This is a genomic window from Enhydrobacter aerosaccus (assembly GCF_900167455.1).
In the GTDB taxonomy this organism is placed as follows: Bacteria; Pseudomonadota; Alphaproteobacteria; order Reyranellales; family Reyranellaceae; genus Reyranella; species Reyranella aerosaccus.
The window spans coordinates 1,823,290-1,844,398 of sequence record NZ_FUWJ01000001.1 but is presented as its reverse complement, the minus strand read 5'-3'; the positions used below and the strand labels follow the sequence as shown (position 1 = coordinate 1,844,398).

Below are 21,109 nucleotides of genomic sequence, written 5' to 3'. Positions count from 1 at the left end.
GCGCCAACGGCATCAATCTCCGGATCTGTCGTTGGCCGGCTGGGACTGAAACGGACCGCTCATACATGCCGATCCTCTCAGGACCGCAAGTTCTGCGGCGCCGCCAGACCGTGCGGGAATCCCGAGTTCACACAATGCCGCCACCAGCTCGCGTTTCGTCGGCAACTCGGCTAGCGGAACCTCCCGCCGCGCTGCAATCCTGACGAGCTTTGAACTTGCTCGAATCCGGGCCTGCGGGTCCAAGTGCGCGAAACACGAGGGGATTGAGCGCGATCGAAAGGAGTGCACCGGCTAGGATCAGGTTTTGTCCCTCGATTGGCAACAGGCCAAGCGATACGCCGAGTCCGGCCAAGATGAACGAGAACTCGCCGATCTGTGCCAAGCTCGTTGAAATTGTGAGCGCGGTATTGAGCGGGTAGCGTAAAGCGAGAACGAGGAGAAATGCCGCGAGCGTCTTGCCGACGACGATGATTGCAACGACGGTAAGGATCCTCAACGGCTGGCCGATTAGAATTTCCGGATCAAACAGCATTCCGACGGACACAAAGAACAGGACGGCAAACGCATCCCGCAGCGGGAGCAATTCCTCGGCCGCCCGGTGACTGAGATCGGACTCGTGCATTACCACGCCGGCGAAGAAGGCGCCGAGCGCGAAGGAGACTCCGAAGAGTTCAGCCGAGCCATAGGCGATCCCGACAGCAACGGCGATGACGCAGAGTGTAAAGAGTTCATGGGACCCGATGCGCGCCACCTGTGCAAGCAACCACGGAAAGGTCCGGCGACCGACCAAGAGCATGATGCCGACGAAGGCGGAGACCTTCGCGAGTGTGAAGGCCAGAACCAGGAGGACGTTTTCGTTTGCGGCCTGCATAAAGGGCCCGCGCTCACCTCCGTCAAGCCAGCCAGCGAGGGGCGGCAGAAGCACGAGGGTGAAGACCATCGCCAGATCCTCGACGACAAGCCAGCCGACCGCTATCCGGCCATTGACAGATTCAAGTACACCACGATCTTCCAGGGCACGAAGCAGCACGACTGTGCTCGCAACTGACAACGCAAGCCCGAATACGACCGCTGCGCCGAGGCTCCAGCCCCACCACAAGGCTACAGCGGCCCCGAGCGCGGTCGCCGTGGCGATCTGGGCGAGTGCGCCGGGTAGTGCGATACGGCGGACTTCCAACAGGTCGTCGAGTGAAAAGTGCAGGCCGACACTAAACATCAGCAGAATGACGCCGATCTCAGCCAGTTGCTGGGACAACTGAAGGTCCGCGACAAAGCCCGGCGTATTTGGCCCGATGACCACGCCTGCAAGTAGATAGCCAAGAATGGTCGGCAACCTCAGTCGCGCAGCCAGGAAACCCAAGATCAGCGCAAGCCCAAGGCCCGTGGCAATTGTTGCGATCAAGGTAAAGCTGCGCTGCCGGTTAGAGGTGGAGAGATCGATTGGGCGTCGAACCACTGTGCGTTCCGCTTTTGCATCTCCAGCGGAGGACGCCGTGTCGAAGGTTCAGTCTGCACCGGATCGAAGCCGAAGTCCCGGGCCGGCGCATCGGTCGCTGCAGTCCGAGCAAGGCCCTTGACGAAACCCAGGATCTCCTCGGCCGTGTCGCGGCGCATCTTCATCCCGTAGCTCAGAATCGATCCGTTTCCGGATATGCGTGACTCAGCCTCAGCAATCATACGTTCCAGCCGTCGTTGTATTGCTTCGATGTGATCTGTCATTCTCTCTCTCCAAGCGCAGTATCTGCTAACTTTGGAGGTCGTGCATGTGAGACCGGCATTGACTGCCGGCCTCGCACGCACACAGGGTCACGCTGTGACTCGCGGTGGGTTGCGATGGACGAACCACAGCCGCGCGGCTGCGAGGACTGCCACCGCTATGCCGACTGCGAGGTGCACACCCCTCGCAGCTGCGTTTTCCGAAAAGGCGGCCACCCAGGGCGCGATGACCGCCCAGACGCCGAGCGCCAGATTGATCCACTCCTCCCACTGAGTGAAGGCGACGAGTGCGCCGAGCGCGACAAGTGTAATAGCAGCACCGATGATCCAAGCGTTCCAGGCTGCGGTAGCGTCAGTGGTGAAGTTCAGCGCCCAGGGTGCGAGCGCCAAGCACACGCCGAGGACGACGTTTGCAATGTCGATGACGTTCTCTTTGGTGTTGAGTGTCGTAAGTCTGTCGAACATGACTTCTCTCCGTTTTCGTCACTTTGTGGTTAGCGATGCTTCCGGGGGAAGCTGTTGGAGTGGTGTCGTCAGCTTCCGCGCTAGCGGCACCACGAGACTCATTGGCGGACGACCCGACCGTTCCACTCGGATTGTCGAGTCCGTCTTCTTCCTCGGCATCGTCGCGCTGCAAGTTTAGCAACCATTGGCGGAGCCAGGTCGGATCGACTGCTCCGGCGGCAATCTCGCGAAGTGCGGTGACGGTCGGCTTGTCCCCGTCCAGCGACACGTGCGGTGTGTCCCCGTGGCTCAACGCACGGGCGCGCGCCGCAGCGAGCAGCACAAGCTCGAAGCGGTTCGGTACGACCCGTTCGCAGTCGATGGTTGTGATCCGTGCCATACGGTCTCCTATGCGGCCTGACGGTCCCCGCTGCTTGCTGCTTGGACGAAAGGCAAGAGGGGTATCGACTGGTCGTGCCCGATCCTCGCAGACCTCATCGGTGCTGCGATCCAGCGGCGCATGGCGGGCATGATCTTGACCGTGGCGGGCATGATCTTGACCATGGACGATAAAGGTGAGGCCCTGCCGTTCCGCATAGCCCACGGCAACTTCCCGGGTCGGAAAAGTCAGTTCGACCTGAGTAAGCGGATCGTCCCCGCCGGTCCAACCCATGAGCGGTTCGATAAAGGGCGGCGTCCGTCGCTCGAAGCGGAGCGTCCAATGCCGCGTGTTCGCCTTGCCTGATGTCATAGCGGAGCGGGCGGGCCGGTAGATCACCGCGACCGCATCATCAGGAAACACCGAAGAGACCGTCAATGGCGGCTTCGACGTGCTGACGCGCCCAGTCAGATCCTCGCGTTGGCTCCCGACTAGCTTCAACATTGCTTCCGCCTTCGCAGAGGTGGCGGCGGGAGCGCGCGAGCTCCCGCCCGCCGAAGTCTCCTCTCTGTTTTACTTGCCGTTGATTGCGATGCGCTTCACGTTGCGTTGCGCCTCGGCCGATCTCGGCAGGGTAATGACGAGCTCTCCGTTGCGGAACGACGCGCTCACCTTGTCCTCGTCGATGTCATTGACGGGGATGCGCCGCTCGAACCGGCCGCAGAAACGCTCGCTGAACAGCCTGTCATTGTCCGCCGTCTCGGTCTTCTTCTCGCCCTTGATGACGAGCACGCCGTTCGACAGCTGCACTTCGACGTCTTTTTCCTCGAGGCCAGGGAGCTCGGCCGTGACCCGCACCTCTTTGTCGTTCTCGCTCACCTCGATGCTCGGCCACGACCCGACACGGTCGAACACGCGGTCGAAGCGGAAGGGGCTGAGGTCGAACCCGCGGAAGACGTCGTCGAACAAGCGGTTCATCTCACGATGCAAAGTCAGGAAGGGCGTGCCTTCCTCTCCGCGCTGCACCGGAACGCTACTGCTGCGGTTCCAGGGAATGAGATCTCTCATGCTCATGTTGTGCCTCCTTTCTCAGTTGTGTCCTTTCTCCTATCTCAAACGGGCGGCGCGCGTGGCCAGGGCCACGCGAGACCACCTCCAGCCGGCCCGATCGGACTTCCGATCAGGCCGCTTGCTTCTGCTCGATTTGCTGGGGTTCGCCGCGGGAAGGCCCCGATTTGACCGCGATCCGGCGCGGCTTCATGGCTTCCGGCAACTCGCGCACCAGGTCGACCTGCAGGAGCCCGTCCTCGAACGAGGCGCCCTTCACCTCGATGTAGTCGGCGAGGTTGAAGTGGCGCCGGAACGGACGCCCGGAGATGCCGTGGTAGAGGTATTCGCGATCATCCTTCTCGGCCTTGCGGCCTTCCACGGTCAGCATGTTCTGCTCCGCCGTGACGGTGATCTCCTCCGGCTTGAAGCCAGCCAGAGCCAGCGTGATGCGATAGTTGTCCTCACCGGTCCGCGCGATGTTGTAGGGCGGGTAATTGTCCTCGCCCGCCAACCGGAGCGAATCGTCGATGAGATCGACGAGGCGATCAAAACCGACGGTCGATCGCCAGATGGGTGTGAGATCGAAGTCTCTCATAGCCACATCCTCCATTGAGCAACATGGATACGAGGGGCGCCCAAAGAGCCGACGCCCCCTTTGGACTTTGCCGATCCCCGACGGGGCGATCGGCGATTTGCGATTTAGGAAAGCTGTTCGCGGCGTCAAGGGGCCTGCCCGTCGTCGAAAGCATTTGAAGCCACTTGCCCCTGCCGTTCGTCGGGCCGCCGCTGAATCGCCGTCCCGGCAATTAACCGCGCTCTTTGTGTTGCGGCCGTCTGTAGCCTGCTCAGCCAGCCTCACGTGCGAAGACGTCCTCTCAGTCGTCGGTCCCTGTCGAGGAGAATCATCATCGCCAGATCATCGCCACCAAGGCGACGCTCGAGGAAATGTCTCGAGATGATGAAAAAGGTGCGACAGCGGCGTCAGGTCAATGAATGACGATGACGCCGTCAACCGCCCGCCATTCGGCCGGCCGGATCAGCCGCCGGTGCGCGACCCTGACCGAGTGCAGCGCGCCGTCGAGTTCGCGCCGCCAATAGTCAAGGAAGCCATGGAGCGTCGGGAAGTCCGGCGCCGTATCGTAATCCTGCCAGACATAGAGTTGTAGGAAAGCCGGGTGGTCCGGCAAATGGTAGTGGATTTCCGCGGTGGTCAATCCATAGCCTTGCAGTTGGAGCAAAAACTCCCGGCTCGCAGCCATTGGTTCCGGTCCTCCAAAGTTGCGGCTTGATGCGTCACGTGGTCGGACGGCTGGTGTTGTCCGCTGGAAATGTTCGCGCCCTGGCAGCGGGCCGAGCGAAATCGTCCAGTCGGCGCAGTGCGTCCATGACGTCGTCGAACGACACCGGCGCAGGGGTACCAGGGATTTGACGCAAGGCTGGCATGGACTCGACCGCGCAGGCGTCCGACGCCCAGGACGAAAGAATGGCCCGCTTCTCCGAAAGACCAAGGTGCGGATCGTCGATGATCTCGCGCGGATGTTTGTAGAACTGCGCCGGGTTCAAAAGCCGATCGAGATGCGGATCGTCGGTGCTGAGATGAGACGGCGATGTCGCGTACTTGCTCGTTCCCACCATAGCGATCTCCTGATTCCAATGCTCCTTTCCTAAGAGTGCCAGGAGCCGCTCGGGACCGGCATCGGCTCCGGCAATCGGCGATGATTTTGGTAGGACCATTTTTTGCTTCAAGAGGGCAGGCTTTTACGGCAGGGCCCTGCGGTTCAACCTTTGGGGTCAAACGCTGGATAGAAAAATATAAATATATCAATGCATTAACGTGCATTGGCGCTCCAAGGCGCGGAGTGCCAATTTTTTTCCGTCGACCTCTTGAACTCGATTTTTTCCGATCCTAGCTCGATTTTCGCGCCAGCCGGCGACGCCGGTTTGCGTCTTATGACATCGCTGACCTGAGCAAGGAGGATTGCATGCATTTCCGCCCACTGCATGACCGTGTCGTCGTGCGCCGCCTCGATGCCGAGGAGAAGACCGCAGGGGGTATCATCATTCCAGACACTGCAAAGGAAAAGCCGCAGGAGGGCGAGATTGTTGCCGCCGGTCCCGGCGCGCGCAACGAGAAGGGTGAACTCGTTCCCCTCGATGTGAAAGCCGGTGATCGCGTCCTGTTCGGCAAATGGTCCGGCACCGAGATCAAGATCGACGGCGAGGAATTGTTGATCATGAAGGAGAGCGACATTCTCGGGGTCGTCGAGCACGCTGGAACGCTCAAGAAAGCAGCCTAACGGGAAAGTCATCCACCATCGTCTGATTGCTGAAGGAAGGAGGTTTAAGCCATGGCTGCCAAGGAAGTGAGGTTCTCGTCGGACGCGCGCGACAAGATGCTGCGCGGCGTGGACACGCTTGCAAACGCGGTCAAAGTGACCCTGGGCCCCAAGGGCCGCAACGTCGTTATCGAGAGGTCGTTCGGCGCGCCCCGCATCACCAAGGACGGCGTCACCGTCGCCAAGGAGATCGAGCTCGCCGACAAGTTCGAGAATATGGGCGCACAGATGGTGCGCGAGGTTGCGTCGAAAACCAATGACCTTGCCGGCGATGGCACGACCACCGCGACGGTACTGGCGCAGGCGATCGTCAAGGAGGGCGCCAAGGCGGTCGCGGCCGGCATGAACCCGATGGACCTCAAGCGCGGCATCGATCTCGCCGTCGAAGCCGTCGTCAAGGATCTCACCAAGAACGCCAAGAAGATCACCGCCAATTCAGAGATCGCGCAAGTCGCGACCATCTCGGCCAACGGCGACACCGAGATCGGCCGGTTCCTGGCCGAGGCCATGCAGAAGGTCGGCAACGAAGGCGTGATCACGGTCGAGGAGGCCAAGAGCCTGGAGACCGAGCTCGAGGTGGTCGAGGGCATGCAGTTCGACCGCGGTTATGTTTCTCCGTATTTCGTGACCGACGCCGAGAAGATGCGTGTGGAGTTCGAAGATCCCTACATTCTGATCCACGAGAAGAAGCTGTCCGGCCTGCAAGCCATGGTGCCGCTTCTCGAAGCCGTCGTTCAGTCCGGCAAACCGCTCTTGGTCATCGCGGAGGATGTCGAGGGCGAGGCTCTGGCCACGCTGGTAGTCAATAAGCTGCGTGGCGGCCTCAAGGTCGCGGCGGTGAAGGCCCCTGGCTTTGGCGATCGCCGCAAGGCGATGCTGGAAGACATCGCAATCCTGACGGGCGGCACAGCTATCAGCGAGGATCTTGGCATCAAGCTCGAGAACGTCACGCTCAACATGCTCGGTCGCGCCAAGAAGGTGGTGATCGAGAAGGAGAATACGACGATCGTCGACGGCGCTGGCCGCAAAAAGGACATCGACGCCCGTGTCGCGCAGATCAAGGCGCAGATCGAGGAAACGACTTCGGATTACGACCGCGAGAAACTCCAGGAGCGTCTTGCCAAGCTCGCGGGCGGAGTGGCGGTCATCCGCGTCGGTGGCGCAACCGAGGTCGAGGTCAAGGAGCGCAAGGACCGTGTCGACGATGCGATGCATGCGACCCGCGCCGCAGTCGAGGAGGGCATCCTGCCGGGGGGCGGCGTCGCGTTGCTGCGCGCCCTAAAGACGCTCGACGCTGTCAAGCCGGATAACCCCGATCAGAAGGCCGGCGTCGATATCGTGCGCCGTGCGATCCAGGTGCCGGCCCGGCAGATCGTCCAGAATGCCGGCGAGGACGGCTCTCTGGTGGTCGGCAAGATCCTGGAAAAGAACACCTATAACTGGGGCTTCAACGCGGCGACCGGCGAGTATCAAGACCTGGTCGGGGTCGGCGTGATCGATCCAGCGAAAGTCGTTCGGACGGCACTCCAGGATGCCGCTTCGGTTGCGGCGCTCCTGATCACCACGGAAGCGCTGGTTGCCGAGAAGCCGAAGAAGGAAGCGGCTCCAGCGCTTCCGCCTGGCGGCGGCATGGACTTCTGACACTTACGAGACCCGCAGCTTATGCGGGTCTCGTTCTCCCTATCATCGGCTGTGTCCGACAGGAACAGCGACGGGCCGCGCGGGCCACCTGGCCGCGCGTCCCTTGTCGATGCTTCGCTCATTTGAGGAGGTGGTACCCATGAAAATCGCCCAGATCGCACCGCTCGCGGAATGCTGTCCACCTCAGCTCTATGGGGGCACCGAGCGGATCGTCTCCTACCTCACCGAGGAATTGGTCCGACAGGGGCATGAGGTGACGTTGTTCGCCAGCGGAGATTCACGAACAAAGGCAAAGCTCGTTCGCTGTTCCGACATGGCGCTTCGCCTTAATCCCTCCGTCAAGGACCACATGCCGTATCATGTGATGATGCTCGACTCGGTCCGCGAGCAGGCGGACGACTTCGACGTCCTGCACTTCCACATCGACCTGCTGCACTTCCCAGTGATCCGCGACATTGCCGACCGCACTGTCACGACACTGCATGGACGCCTCGACCTTCCTGATTTGAAGCCGTTCTACGCCGCGTTTCCGGAGATCCCGCTGGTCTCGATCTCGCGTGATCAGCGCCGTCCGCTGGCGCGCCCCATCAACTGGGTTGGCAACGTCTATCATGGCCTACCGCGAGACCTGCTGCCTTTCCGGGCCAATCCGAAAGGAGACTACCTTGCCTTCCTGGGACGGATATCGCCCGAGAAGGGGCCGGACCGCGCCATCGAGATAGCCGCACGCGCCGGCATGAAGCTCAAGATCGCTGCCAAGATCGACCGCGTCGACCAGGCCTACTGGAATGAGACCGTCGCGCCGATGGTCGCGGCCCATCCGAACGTCGAATACATCGGCGAGATCAATGAATCGCAGAAAGCGGAATTCCTCGGCAACGCGCGGGCGTTGCTCTTCCCGATCGACTGGCCGGAGCCGTTTGGGCTGGTGATGATCGAGGCCATGGCCTGCGGCACGCCAGTGATCGCCTTCCGGTGCGGCTCGGTGCCGGAGGTAATCACTCCCGGCAAATCCGGCTTCATCGTCAAGACGCTGGACGAGGCAGTAGAGGCGCTCGCCAAAGTGGAGACGCTGGACCGCAGCAAAGTGCGCGAGAGTTTCGAGAAGCGCTTCACGGTGGAGCGTATGGCGCAGGACTACTTCGCCGTCTATCGCGGCCTGCCTGGCACACGGACCGAGGCCGCGCGCATTCGTCGCCGGCAGGGCGACGAAGTCGGACTGCAATCAGTCGCCTGACGGAGCTCATGATGACGACGTCATGGGGAGAGTCGAACATGACGGCACACGTTCCGGTGCCGGCGGGCGCCGGAACCGCGCCGTTGGCGCAATTCTTTATACCCGCGACTACCTCCCTGCAGGAGCGGCGGCCTCGCACGTTAAAACACGGCGACACTTTCGCCGTGTTTGACCACAACGGCGATGCCCTCTCAGGACCAGGAAGTCCCGAGGGGCTCTTTCACCGCGACACGCGACATCTGTCGCACCTTTATCTGACCATTGCGGGGACGCGGCCAATGCTGTTGTCGTCCACCCTTCGCGATGACAATGCCACGCTTACATGTGACCTGACCAACCCTGACATCTATGACAGCAACGGGCGCCTGAGCCTTCCGCACGATCTCGTCCATATTCGTCGGTCGCGATTGTTGTGGAACGCGACCTGCTTCGAGCGATTGGTCGTGCGCAATTTCGACGAGCGTCCGCGGCGCCTCGCCATCGAGATTGCCTTCGATGCCGATTTCGCGGACATCTTCGAGGTGCGTGGCACGCGCCGTGAGCGTCGGGGCGTAATGCAGTCTCCGGAAGTTTCCACGAACCGCGTGACATTGAGCTACATTGGACTCGATCATCGACAGCGAAGCACCACGTTGTCATTCGATCCCGCTCCAGCCCGGCTAACCGGAAGGAGTGCGCTCTTCACGGTCGCGATCGCGCCCAGAGAATCCCGCTCGCTCTTTCTGGAAATCAACTGCGGCTCCGAGGGCGTGAACCACCCGCCACGCCGCGCATTTTTCAGCGCTCTGCGTGATGCGCGCCGCGCACTACGGAGTTCCTCCTCGCGGGCCGCATCGATCGCGACATCCAATGAGATTTTCAACGAGGCCGTGCGGCGCAGCGTTTCCGATCTTTATATGCTGACGACGGATACGCCCGAGGGACCTCTTCCATATGCCGGTATTCCCTGGTTTTCGACCGTCTTCGGCCGCGACGCCCTGATCACCGCGTTGCAAACACTCTGGCTTGATCCCGCGCTAGCGCGTGGCGTCCTGTTGCATCTGGCTGCCCATCAGGCGACCAGCAGCGATCCCTTGGCCGACGCCGAACCGGGCAAGATTCTACATGAAGTGCGAGTAGGCGAGATGGCTGAACTCGGCGAGGTGCCGTTCCGGCGATACTACGGCAGTGTCGATTCAACGCCGCTCTTTGTCGTGCTCGCCGGCGCCTATCTGGATCGCACCGGCGACCTCGTTACCATTCGTCGCCTATGGCCACACATCGAGGCGGCCCTCACATGGATTGAGCAATACGGTGATCGCGACGGCGACGGCTTCGTGGAATATCACAGACAGACGTCCGAGGGGTTGATCAATCAAGGTTGGAAGGACAGTTACGATTCAGTTTTTCACGCCGATGGAACGTTTGCCAAGGGCCCTGTCGCACTTGTCGAGGTGCAAGCCTATGTCTACGGCGCGTGGTGCGCTGGCGCCAAGATTGCGGAGCAGTTGGGGCACGCCCTGCGTGAGACGGAGTATGAGGCGCGCGCGCACAGGCTGCGCGAAGCATATGACGCCCACTTCTTCGATGAAGAGCTTGGCACTTATGGACTGGCGCTCGATGGCGACAAGCGCTTGTGTCGCGTTCGCACGTCCAACGCAGGTCACGCGCTATGGACCGGCGTCGCATTACCCAACCGGGCGGAACCGGTCGTGCGCAGCCTGATGGCGGCATCGTCGTTCTGCGGATGGGGTGTGCGCACGGTTGCGTCGACGGAAGCCCGCTACAATCCGATGAGTTATCATAACGGTTCGGTCTGGCCCCATGACAATGCTCTCGTCGCAGCCGGATTTGCGCGCTACGGGTTTCGACGCGAAGCGGCCCGAATCTTCGAAGGCGTGTTCGCGGCTTCCAGCTACATCGACCTCAGGCGGCTTCCCGAACTGTTCTGCGGATTTCCACGCCAGCGCACGCGGGGCCCAACCTTTTATCCCGTGGCTTGCACGCCGCAAGCCTGGGCGGCTGCGGCGCCGCTTTATATGCTGCAGATCTGTCTTGGGCTCGGCTTCGACCCTGGTGAAAGGCGGATCACCTTCGAAGAGCCGATGATGCCGGCCTTTCTGAATGAGGTCCTCCTCCGCAATCTGTCGATTGGTGATGACGTGGCCGATGTCGCGGTACGGCGATCCGGTCAGCATGTCGTCGTCGACGTCCTCGCGCGGCGAGGGCCCGTACGAGTGGTGACGACCAACTGAGCTTCTGGCGCAGGTATGGAACTCTTACGGTTTCATCGGAGATTTGGCGACAACCCGGCGCAGCGGCGATGAGCTCCGGAGCCCCAGCGCCGCCGGGCATTTGACTCCGCTCGACGGCATTCTTTCGAACAAGCCGCCCAGCTTCGAAGCGACAAAGCCGAGCAGGATCGCTTTCGTCCCGTGGGCTCTTGCCCGAAAAGCTGGCTATTACGCGTAAATGCTGACGACCTGATCCGATATCCGTCATGCACATCGCACCGAGCATCCCGTCGAGCTTCGTGACCCTTCTTGTTACGATCGGTTCGGTCGAGACGGCCGTGGTTTTCGCGAGTTTGACCGCCGGCATCCATCGCAACGAGCGTCGCAGCCTGGCGTTGCGCTCGGTCGTGATCGCTGGGTTGGTGTTGCTGATCTTCGCAATCGCGGGATCACTGATCCTGTCGGTGCTCCATATTTCGCTCCCGGCCTTTCGCGTAGCCGGTGGCCTGTTGCTGTTCCTGCAGGCGCTTACCCTCACCTTTTCGAGCCCTGGTCTTTCGTCGATCAACGAAAGCGAAAAGCGTGATGCCGAGCAACCCGGCGACATTGCTGTCTTCCCACTCGCCTTTCCGCTGATCGCCGGACCGGGCAGCCTGTCGGCCGCGGTGCTGGTTATGGGGCGCACCGCGGGATGGATCGAAGGGGTAGGCGTCATCGCCATGGTGTTGGCATGCCTTCTCCTAACCTTTGTCGCGATGCGGGCGGCCGAACGTTTGGTCGCCATCCTCGGCAGGACCGGCGCCGACGTGGTCAGCCGCGTGTCGGGCATACTGCTTGCCGGACTCGCCGTTCAGTTCGTGTTTGATGGCCTCGGCGAGGCGCCATTCCTACGAGGATGAACATACGTGCGACGCACCGTCCCGCCCCATATTGCGAGGCCCACCCAGATCGTAATCTCTCCCAGGCTCTGAAGCAGGCTGGTGTTGATCCGCATCTCGGCGCTGATGTTCCTGCTGGAGCCTAGATCCCCGATCATCGCATCAAGGCGGTTGTCGTCGCCGCTCCTGCGTTTGGCCTTGTTTTCAGCCCGATGGTTTGAAGAATTTACTCGTTCCACTCCAGGTCTGGTGGGCGGCGATGACGATCGTCAGCCAGACGCCTGGTACGACGAAGCTGTGCGGGCGCTGCTAGCCCTGAGTCAAAGCATGGTGACGGTCTTTTTGGAAACCGCAGCTACCGTTTGGTTGGCGGTCGGGCAGAGGAAAATCGACCGATCGATGCCGATAGTCGCTGAAGCCATCCACATCACGGATCGTCGAAATTCCTGTTTGAAATCAAAAGCGCGAATTTCTGACGGATCGGGGAGACGGTTCTTCGTCGCGCTCAGAAAAAATTTGCGCTTAAAATCCAATACGTTACCCTGGCTCAGAATAATCGAGTGGGAGTGAGGTCTAATCTCTGCCCTCATTGGTAGGGGGTGCTGCGGCCGCCTTTGCCGCTTCCGCCGCACGCTCCGCTTTGATCCACGCAAAGAAGGCATCGGTCGTATCGGTAGGATTGCCGGTCTTAATGTATGCGTCTAGATGAGCGGAAAAGCTGATCAGCAAAAAGCGAGTGAGCAATTCGACATCGCCATAGCTAATGGTTTGGTTGCTCTTGTTGGCGGGAAGGTCGAATCCGAGTGTCGGCCAAGTGCCATGAAGCACGCGCGAACGAGCCGTTGTGATAGCCTCCACGAATTGTTGGACAGTCACTTTGCCATTCTCGACGATGGGATCCGAACTGCCTAGACTGAAGAACACATCGAAGCTCTCGTGCAGGCGGCGCTTGCTGCCGCTCATATTTTCTGCACGGAAGAGAACTTCGATTGCGGTCTCTAACTTTGCAACGGCGACCGTGTCGAGGGTTTCTGCGAGCGCTTCGTGATACCAATAGGCCGCGTTGCACCATGCCTCGTCTAGATCGGGAACCGAACTCGATGCGTCTAGAAACGCGGTTAGTCGTTGACCCATGGAACGGAGCACCGGTTCAACTTCCTTGATGTGATCCACGATGAGTTTCTGAGGCCGTGCGAGAGCGGGAATTTGGTTCCGCAATTGTTCACTGAAGCCACCATTCTCGGCCCAAGACGCATCCACTCTCCCTAAGGGGGCAGTTCGCGCAGATGCTCGCGCGATTCCTCGCATGTCCTGTCCGGGGGAAACTAGCTGAACCACTGCTAGGGCAACGTCCGTTGCAGTATCAGCGGCGTGAATAGATTCCGCAGTCGGGCGGCCCGTAACCTTCACGAAGGCCATCCACGGTGCATTCCTGTTGGTCGCGAATTCCATGAGAGAAGAGAAGCGGAAATCTCCATTCTCTGGCTGGAAAGCGCCCTGCGCACCCCCGACCTCGTTTGTCGGCGGCTCAGATATATGACGGAAGGTCACCGGCCCTATCGTGAATTTCGGGACGGCATGAGGGAACAAGATACACGGCACGACATGCTCGCGCACTTCGGTCAATGACGCGAACCAATCGTCGACTACTGTTTGAAGTTGGTCGAGATCAGGCTGAGTGAGCGACGTAGATACGCGGTGTGTCCAGTGGCCTATGATGTAGTCGAAAAGCAGCTTCGCCAAGGTTGCGTTGCTCGCTCGACGGCTAATCTCACTCCGGCTTGGGCGAAACGTTTTCGCGAGGGTAACGATTGCGTCAATGCCGCCCGCCGAGAAGCCAGTCACTGTTCGCTCGCGCAGATTGATAGATGCGTTACGGATGTCGTTTTCTTCGAGAATGGTGCCGAGATCGTCGGCGCCAAGAGGAAATGGGCCAGGTAAGCAAATCGTCTTCATCCCATCGAGGGCTCTGCGGCAGAGTTTCTCTTGTTCGGATGTCATGGTCAGTCCTGTAGATAGCCATCGCAATGGAGAGACGGGTGTGGAAGGGCATCCGCTTGACTGCGTAGTCACGCGGATATATGTTCCTTATTTGTTCACATCTGCTCGTAATGGAGCATCTTGCCGTGGCAACCATAGGCAGGCGCTTGCCTTGAACCCATTGGAAATTCAGCGTGCGGTGCCTGGGAGGCTTCGCTCTTTACTGCGGGGGCAGCCTGACCCGATACTTTTAGTCGGTGCCGGCGCGTCGGTATCGTCGGGTATTCCAGCTGCCGGAGAGGCGGTCGAGAGGATCGCCAAGTGGCGGTGGTGCCTCGACAATGATCGCCTGCCCAACGATCCGAGCGTACGTCGCGCCGACTACTGGCCATGGCTAACCGGGCAGCCCTGGTTTTCGGCCGATGTCCATCTTGCGGAAGTGTATCCGGATGCGGTTAAGAATCTGCTAAATGTCGCGAATGACAGGCGCGTCTTTTTCGAGGACATGATCCATCCGCCGGTGCACCCGAACCGGGGATATAAAGCCCTCGCGAATATCCTGCACCAAGGTTGGATTAGCACAGTTCTCACGACAAATTTTGACGAATGCGTCCAGAATGCCCGAGTGCTGGTCACGCGTCCGCATCATCTGGTTGTGATTAAGACGCCGTCAGACTTAGTCCGCTTTTCCTCTGCGCCTGAAAATCCGCAACTTGTCTATCTTCATGGCTCTGTCGAGCATCTGACAGACAAGAATCTTGCTGTCGATGTTCAGAGCATGGATAGTGAGATTGTCGAACGTGTTCGGCCACTACTACGCGATCATCCGATCATCGTTGTTGGCTATCGTGGCGGCGAGCCGTCAGTGATGCGAGGCCTGTTCCTCGACAATATCAATTATACGAATAATTTCCATCACGGGATATACTGGTGCGTGCTGGATCGCGAGATCGATGCGCCGATGCCTCCGATGGTAGCAGATCTTGCGAGGGCGATCGGCGGCAACTTTACCAAGGTTCCAATTTCGGGCTTTGACAATCTCTTCGAGATTGAATTGTACAGTCGGCTGATTGCCGAAGGCGCGCAGCCGACCCGACGAAGCCATGGTTATCGGGCACCCGAACTGCCGTTCGACATGACGGCCCTCGCTGGCGGCGCGCTTGATGGCATCGATCGCGTACTGCTTTTCACCCGTTTGCGGGAATATGCGACGGTTCTCAACAATTGGGCGCCGGATTCTTATCAAGAAGAGTGGACGCTCCGGATCGCAAGTACCTTCAACCTGCTGATCACTGGCGACGACGCGACCACTCCCAGTGTCGCCGGCTGGCTGCTGTTTGCCAACGACCCGTCCACTTTGATGCCAAGCGCCTTCGTGCACTTTCGGGCGAGGGGACCAGAACCGTGGTTGCGCCAATGTCTCGGGGACGATGTTGATCTTGCCCGTGGCACTGATGATGAGGGCTCATTTGTCGAGGTCGAGATCCGCGGCAATCTCTGGTCGCAACTCGACCAACTCACCGAGCTTCTCTCGCGCGTCAATCGTCAGTTTCGCCTGAAGCAGGAGGTATCGCGGCAAGTCCGGTCCTATAGTCCTCTTGCTCTTAAGGAGATGATCGTGAACGCGCTTGTGCACCGCGATTATACCTCCACAGGTCCAGTCGAGGTCGATGTCACCCCGGAGCGGATCATCACGCGTAGCCTGGGCGGGCTAGTGGATCCGGTGGTAGCCCAAATCTACGACCAGGAGCTTCAGGCTCTCATCAAGAGCGGCCGGCGGAGTATTAAGGGCTACCGAAATCCGGTGATATCCGATCTCTTCTACGGAGGCGGCCAGATGGACCATACCGGGTCAGGTTTGTCCGACATGTGGAAAGAAACGATCAACAATAATGGCGACGTAGACTTCGGGCCGGAAGATGGAAACAAGGCGTTTAAGGTCGAGATTCACGCACGCCCGGAGGCCGTTGACGACATCACGAACACGGCCATCGCAGATGAATCGCACGTTGCACGCTTCACGACAAACCTTCTGCCGATCCACACAATGCCCGATCGGATTTGGCACGCCGGTACGACTGCGACCTATACAGGCGGTCTTTTTCGATCGGCCGGCGATTTGCCGGTGCCGCCTGGCCATGTTCAGGACGGTCGATTCTTTACCCTCTACGACCTTGAAGGAATCGCTGACTCGTTGGTAACTCCATTCGATGCGGGAGACGTCGAGACCGCCACGCCCGACGAACTTATCGCGCTTCCCAACGGCGAAAATATATTGATTAAACTCCTGGGGGATGCCGTGCTTGGGCATTGCCGTGCACTTGGCATGCAGATCGATTTCAAGCGTAAGCGTGCGCATTTCCCTCGCTTCGACGAGGGGCATGAACGCCGGATCACCTACAAGGCCCGCTACAAGCGCGCGACTAGAACGGTCGTTAAAGCGAGAACCAAGCGTAATACCGGGGAGATCGCCTACTACGAGCACAAGGCACTCTCGATCGCGGTTGCTCCCTATGGTGCCGAGTGGTGCATCGTTCTTTCTCCAGGCTATGCCTTCACGCGAAATGGCTTCGGCCGATTAATCGGCAACGAACTCATCAACAGCCTGTCGACGCGGCGGGCGGCGAAGGACTTCAATTCAAGCGTCCACAATGATCTTGCCTTCTGGCAGGCGATGTTGGCGGACCAAGCTGAGGGGATATTCTCGCTTAAGCCAGATGTCAGGGATGAACTATCATTCTTCGCCCCCAACATCCTGATTAGTAATCAACTTCCCGGTGCATCGCTGAACTCCAGTGCGTTAGACGGGCTGGCAAGCATAGACGCCGATTCCAAGGACGAGCTCGACGAGTTGGACGAGGAGCTTGCCGCGATGGCGGACATGGTCGAGCTGGATGATTTGTCGGCGTTGGACGCGGTAAGTCCTTCTGACTCGGCACGCGACGATGACTGACCTCTCGCTCTTCGAGCTTCGGCCGCCGCCTCTGCAATTCGGTGGCGCAGCATCGACTTCAGATCCCAAGTCCGGCCTCGATAGCGCTGGCCCTTTCGATCTGCGATTCGGATCGGCTCGGAAAGACTCGATTTATGTGGGCGCGATTGGTCCCGCGAACATCGTCGACGGCGCGCACAAGTGGTTGACCCGATGCTCGACTGGAATTCCATCGTTCGGCCCGCCCACGTCGCTACGGCGTCCGTTCCCGGGTTTTTCGGAGGTCTTTCGAAAGAAACTTGTCTTCTCCGACCATCTCACCGTCGCTTTGGATAACGCTGTGGCCGATCCAATTGCGAATGCCCTTGCGGGAACTGACGCATTCCAGCGGTTTCAGACGATCGTAGATCTCTACGATGCTGCTCTTCGAAGGCTGGCGGGGCGGGATGTGAACCGACCCGATGTAGTCTTAGTCTGCCTGCCACAGAATGTGCTCGACAAGTGCAAGACCGTCGAGCGTCAGAATACGGCGGCGGAACGCGAGCGTGCTAAAGCGATCCGAAAAGCGCGAGCTAGCCGTCAGACCGACTTCTTCGACCTACTTGATGAAGTTGAGGAGAGCGAAGACGACTTCCTTAAGCGGGATTTGCGACATGCGCTCAAAGCCAAAGCTCTGGCCGCACGGCTTCCGATCCAGATCGTTACGCCCCGATTGCTAGAGGATGGCCCAAAGACCGAGGATCCAGCCACGCGCGCTTGGAACTTCTCGGTCGGCCTTTATTACAAGGCGGGCGGCGTTCCTTGGCGTTTGAATCCTCCTGGCCCTGAAGCCTGCTTCGTTGGCATCAGCTTTCACCATCATCGCACGAAGCAGCGACATGTCGTGCAATCGAGCCTTGCCCAAGCCTTTTCGAGCGAAGGCGAGGGCTTCGCGATCCGCGGTACGGGTGTACCCGCGGAGGCGGACCAGCGGCTGAACGTCCATCTTTCAGAAGATCAGGCCTTTGACCTCGGGGAGCGGATCATCGCCGAGTATGCGTCAAGAACTGGTCGTTCGCCGCTGCGTCTGGTCATTCATAAGACCAGCCAGTTCGACGCCGCTGAAATCAGGGGGTTTCGTGCGGCGCTTGGCGATATTCCGATCCTGAGCCTCGTCACAATGGTGCCGAGTGCGTTTCGGCTTGTGCGCTTCGGAATGTATCCCCCCAAGGTGGGAACGATCTGCACGGTAAACGGGACGCGAACATTCCTTTATACATCAGGCTATATCTCTGAGATCGAGACCTATCCCGGTCCGCATATTCCGCAGCCGTTCGAAGTGCGCGCGATCGGCCCTGAGGATTCCTTGGCTGCCGCAACCGACATCTTCAATCTGACGCGCATGAACTGGAACACGGCGGATATTCGTGGGAAGTGGCCGGTAACGCTTTCGTTCGCGCGACGCGTCGGTGGCATTCTTAACGAATATGGCGAGCAGGATCCCGAGGAAACCTCCTTTCGATACTTCGTATAGTGTTGGCACTCCGACGCTCATGCCCAAATGAAGGCAAGCTCGTCCGCTTGCTCGAACGAGGCGAAGCATGGTCGAAGAACCTCCGGAGCAGGAGGAGTGGCGATATGATGGGTGACGGCCTCCAGCAACACCCCTGAATGCCTAACCCTTCAGTTGAGCCATCACCCCGGCGATGTCGCCCATGCCCCAATGTTCGGTGAACTTGCCGTCGGCGATCCGGAAGATGTCGCAGGACGTGAAGCGCAGGCGCCGGCCGGTCGCGGGCACGCCGAGATAGGTCGCGGTGTGCGTTCCTTCATAGAGGAAGCTGGCGGCGGCCATGTCGTTGGTGGCCAGCTCGACCTCGACCGTCACCCTGAGGTCGGGCAGGCCCTTCAGGCGAGCGGCGAAGAAGCCGACGCTGGCCTTCTTTGGCGGGATGCTCGTGGGCACCGGCGCCGCGGCGCTGACCTGGTGGTTGACGTAGCTGTCCGCGAAAAGCGCGGCGAAGGCCTCGATATCGTGCGCCGATAACGTCGCCGCGAACTTGTCGATGAGTTGCCGCCCCGCTGACGGTTCCTGGGCATTGGCCGCGGGAGAGCTCAAGGCCTGGGCGGCGAGCCCGGCCAGGGAAAAACCAGCCAGGAGGTGTCTGCGATCCATGTTCGTTCCTTCACCCGCGAGGGTCATGTCGGCGTCATGCGCTCGATGGTAGGGCGTCCGGCCGCGACGGCAAAGTCGCCGTCTCCTTCCCGCTGCGTGAAAAAACCGAGCGTGTGATCGCCGCGACCGGCCCGACCTCGTGGTCCTGCGGGACGCCGCGTGGCATCGCGCAAGATGTCCCTCGACTTGGCGCGCATCCTCCGATTAAGACCGCCCCCATGATTCGTCTCGACAACATCAGCAAGCAGAACGGCCATCAGATCCTGTTCATCGACGCCTCGATGGGGCTCCAGAAGGGGGAGAAGGCGGGGCTGGTGGGGCCCAACGGGGCCGGCAAGTCGACGCTGTTCCGCATGATCGCGGGCCAGGAGGAGCCGGATGACGGCCAGGTGACGATCGATCCCGGCATGACCATCGGCTATTTCAGCCAGGATGTCGGCGAGATGTCGGGCATGAGCGCGGTCGCGGCGGTCATGGATGGCGTCGGGCCGGTGAGCGCGCTGGCCGTCGAGATCGCCCGGCTCGAGGCGGCGATGGCCGATCCCGAGCAGGCCGACGGGATGGATGCGCTGGTCGAGCGCTATGGCGAGGTGCAGGCGCGCTTCGAGGAGCTGGACGGCTATGCGCTGGAGGCCCGCGCGCGCGAGGTGCTGGCCGGCCTGTCGTTCAGCCAGGAGCGCATGGATGGCGATGTCGGCCTGCTCTCCGGCGGCTGGAAGATGCGCGTGGCGCTCGCCCGCATCCTGCTGATGCGGCCCGACGGCATGCTGCTGGACGAGCCCTCCAACCATCTCGATCTCGAAAGCCTGATCTGGCTGGAGGACTTCCTGAAGAAATACGACGGCGCGCTCTTGATGACCTCGCACGATCGCGAGTTCATGAATCGCATCGTCAACAAGATCGTCGAGATCGATGGCGGCACGCTCATCACCTATTCGGGCGACTTCGATTTCTACGAGGAGCAGCGGGCGCTGTCCGAGAAGCAGCGCCAGGCGCAATACGAGCGCCAGCAGGCGATGCTGGCCAAGGAGCTGAAGTTCATCGAGCGCTTCAAGGCCCGCGCCTCCCATGCCGCCCAGGTGCAGAGCCGGGTGAAGAAGCTCGACAAGATCGAGAAGGTCGAGCCGCCGCGGCGCCGCCAGTCGATCCAGTTCGAGTTCCGCTCGCCGCCGCGCTCGGGCGACGACGTGGTGAGCTTCCGCAACGTCCACAAGAGCTATGGCAGCCAGTCGATCTATGCCGGCCTCGACCTGATGCTGCGGCGCAAGGAGCGCTGGTGCGTGCTGGGCGCCAACGGGGCGGGCAAGTCGACGCTGCTGAAGCTGGTCGCCGGCGCCGCGGATCCCGCGCACGGGATCGGGCCGGACACCGGCCGCGTGACGCTGGGCGCCAGCGTCCGCATGGGCTACTTCGCGCAGCACTCGATGGATCTGCTGGACGGCGACGAGACGATCTTCGAATCGCTCGACAGCTCGTTCCCGCAGGCCGGCACCGGCGCGCTGAAGTCGCTGGCCGGCTGCTTCGGCTTCTCCGGCGACGATGTCGAGAAGCCCTGCCGCGTGCTGTCGGGCGGCGAGAAGGCGCGGCTGGTGATGGCCAAGATGCTGTTCGATCCGCCAAACTTCCTGGTCCTCGACGAGCCGACCAACCATCTCGACATGGCGACCAAGGAAATGCTGGTCGCCGCGCTGGCGGAGTTCGAGGGCACCATGCTGTTCGTCAGCCACGACCGCCACTTCCTCGCCGCCCTGTCGAACCGGGTGCTGGAACTGACGCCCGATGGCGTGCATCAATACGGCGGCGGCTACACCGAATACGTCGCCAGCACCGGCCAGGAAGCCCCCGGCCTGCATCCGGGCGGCTAGGGCGCGCCGTATCATGAGCGCAACTGCGCGCGGAGTAATCTCCGCGCTTTAGTTGCGCGCTCCCTTGACTCTGAGGAGCGCGCCACTCCAGTGGCGCTCATCGTCTTGCAGCCAGCGTCCGCGTCCCACCTCGGTGTCATCCCGAATCGCGCGGAGTAACCTCCGCGCTTAAGTGAGGGATCCCGGATCGACGCACTGCCCCCGAGCTTCGCCCCACCAACCGTGTCATCCCGAGCAAAGCGAGGGATCCCGGATCGGCACCGGCAAGAGATCCTTCGCTTCG

General features: G+C 60.6%; 18 protein-coding genes and 1 pseudogene. 9 read left to right on the top strand and 10 right to left on the bottom strand.

Annotation, left to right across the window (positions count from 1 at the left end):
- Window positions 1–249: 249 nt before the first annotated feature.
- The 8 genes and pseudogenes from B5D62_RS08845 to B5D62_RS08805 all read right to left on the bottom strand — a co-directional run.
- Window positions 250–1,402 (bottom strand): annotated as a pseudogene (locus tag B5D62_RS08845) (cation:proton antiporter domain-containing protein); the annotation flags it as partial.
- Window positions 1,399–1,719, bottom strand: coding sequence for a hypothetical protein (locus B5D62_RS08840; protein WP_139373774.1), 321 nt, complete (start codon window positions 1,717–1,719; stop codon window positions 1,399–1,401). The pseudogene B5D62_RS08845 and the gene B5D62_RS08840, both read right to left, overlap by 4 nt.
- Window positions 1,720–1,806: 87 nt before the next feature.
- A complete protein-coding gene (locus B5D62_RS08835) occupies window positions 1,807–2,181 on the bottom strand; it encodes an SPW repeat protein (RefSeq protein WP_085933368.1) in 375 nt (124 codons plus the stop codon).
- A complete protein-coding gene (gene rpoZ / locus B5D62_RS34340) occupies window positions 2,069–2,911 on the bottom strand; it encodes a DNA-directed RNA polymerase subunit omega (RefSeq protein WP_419188779.1) in 843 nt (280 codons plus the stop codon). Before rpoZ ends, B5D62_RS08835 begins: the two co-directional genes overlap by 113 nt.
- A gap of 201 nt (window positions 2,912–3,112) precedes the next feature.
- Window positions 3,113–3,613 (bottom strand): Hsp20/alpha crystallin family protein, encoded by a 501-nt coding sequence (locus B5D62_RS08820; RefSeq protein ID WP_085933367.1) that lies wholly within the window; start codon window positions 3,611–3,613, stop codon window positions 3,113–3,115.
- Between the two features lie 106 nt (window positions 3,614–3,719).
- Window positions 3,720–4,184 (bottom strand): Hsp20 family protein, encoded by a 465-nt coding sequence (locus tag B5D62_RS08815; protein ID WP_085933366.1) that lies wholly within the window; start codon window positions 4,182–4,184, stop codon window positions 3,720–3,722.
- 391 nt (window positions 4,185–4,575) lie between these two features.
- Entirely contained in the window at window positions 4,576–4,848 is a 273-nt protein-coding gene (locus B5D62_RS08810; protein ID WP_085933365.1) for an usg protein, read from the bottom strand.
- 34 nt (window positions 4,849–4,882) lie between these two features.
- Window positions 4,883–5,224, bottom strand: a complete 342-nt coding sequence (locus tag B5D62_RS08805) for a hypothetical protein (protein WP_085933364.1) — start codon at window positions 5,222–5,224, stop codon at window positions 4,883–4,885.
- A 347-nt stretch (window positions 5,225–5,571) separates the two neighbouring features.
- Between B5D62_RS08805 and groES the strand changes: the two genes are divergently transcribed.
- From groES to B5D62_RS32835, 6 genes are all read left to right on the top strand, one after another.
- The gene (groES, locus tag B5D62_RS08800; RefSeq protein ID WP_085933363.1) at window positions 5,572–5,886 is read left to right on the top strand and encodes a co-chaperone GroES; all 315 of its coding nucleotides are present in this window, start codon (window positions 5,572–5,574) and stop codon (window positions 5,884–5,886) included.
- 51 nt (window positions 5,887–5,937) lie between these two features.
- Entirely contained in the window at window positions 5,938–7,566 is a 1,629-nt protein-coding gene (gene groL, locus B5D62_RS08795; RefSeq protein WP_085933362.1) for a chaperonin GroEL, read from the top strand.
- A gap of 139 nt (window positions 7,567–7,705) precedes the next feature.
- Complete coding sequence (locus tag B5D62_RS08790) at window positions 7,706–8,803, top strand: glycosyltransferase family 4 protein (protein ID WP_085933361.1); 1,098 nt, start codon at window positions 7,706–7,708, stop codon at window positions 8,801–8,803.
- Window positions 8,804–8,841: 38 nt separating this feature from the next.
- Entirely contained in the window at window positions 8,842–11,037 is a 2,196-nt protein-coding gene (locus tag B5D62_RS08785) for an amylo-alpha-1,6-glucosidase (protein WP_139373773.1), read from the top strand.
- Between the two features lie 245 nt (window positions 11,038–11,282).
- A complete protein-coding gene (locus B5D62_RS08780) occupies window positions 11,283–11,915 on the top strand; it encodes a MarC family protein (RefSeq protein ID WP_085933360.1) in 633 nt (210 codons plus the stop codon).
- An 81-nt stretch (window positions 11,916–11,996) separates the two neighbouring features.
- Window positions 11,997–12,464 carry a hypothetical protein gene (locus B5D62_RS32835; protein WP_139373772.1) on the top strand — a complete coding sequence of 156 codons (468 nt, stop codon included), beginning with the start codon at window positions 11,997–11,999 and terminating at the stop codon, window positions 12,462–12,464.
- Between the two features lie 3 nt (window positions 12,465–12,467).
- Here B5D62_RS32835 and B5D62_RS08775 read toward each other — a convergent pair whose 3' ends face one another.
- Window positions 12,468–13,895 carry a hypothetical protein gene (locus B5D62_RS08775; RefSeq protein WP_139373771.1) on the bottom strand — a complete coding sequence of 476 codons (1,428 nt, stop codon included), beginning with the start codon at window positions 13,893–13,895 and terminating at the stop codon, window positions 12,468–12,470.
- Between the two features lie 151 nt (window positions 13,896–14,046).
- Between B5D62_RS08775 and B5D62_RS08770 the strand changes: the two genes are divergently transcribed.
- Together B5D62_RS08770 and B5D62_RS08765 are read left to right on the top strand one after the other, a co-directional pair.
- Window positions 14,047–16,827, top strand: coding sequence for an SIR2 family protein (locus B5D62_RS08770; RefSeq protein WP_218190981.1), 2,781 nt, complete (start codon window positions 14,047–14,049; stop codon window positions 16,825–16,827).
- Window positions 16,820–18,319 (top strand): argonaute/piwi family protein, encoded by a 1,500-nt coding sequence (locus tag B5D62_RS08765; protein ID WP_085933357.1) that lies wholly within the window; start codon window positions 16,820–16,822, stop codon window positions 18,317–18,319. The genes B5D62_RS08770 and B5D62_RS08765 overlap by 8 nt, the downstream gene beginning before the upstream one ends.
- Window positions 18,320–18,460: 141 nt before the next feature.
- Here the strand turns inward: B5D62_RS08765 and B5D62_RS08760 are convergent, their stop codons facing one another.
- Complete coding sequence (locus tag B5D62_RS08760) at window positions 18,461–18,961, bottom strand: ester cyclase (protein ID WP_170920839.1); 501 nt, start codon at window positions 18,959–18,961, stop codon at window positions 18,461–18,463.
- Window positions 18,962–19,179: 218 nt separating this feature from the next.
- On the opposite strand from B5D62_RS08760, the gene B5D62_RS08755 reads away from it, so the two are divergent.
- Window positions 19,180–20,826 (top strand): ABC-F family ATP-binding cassette domain-containing protein, encoded by a 1,647-nt coding sequence (locus B5D62_RS08755; RefSeq protein ID WP_085933355.1) that lies wholly within the window; start codon window positions 19,180–19,182, stop codon window positions 20,824–20,826.
- Window positions 20,827–21,109: the final 283 nt, after the last annotated feature.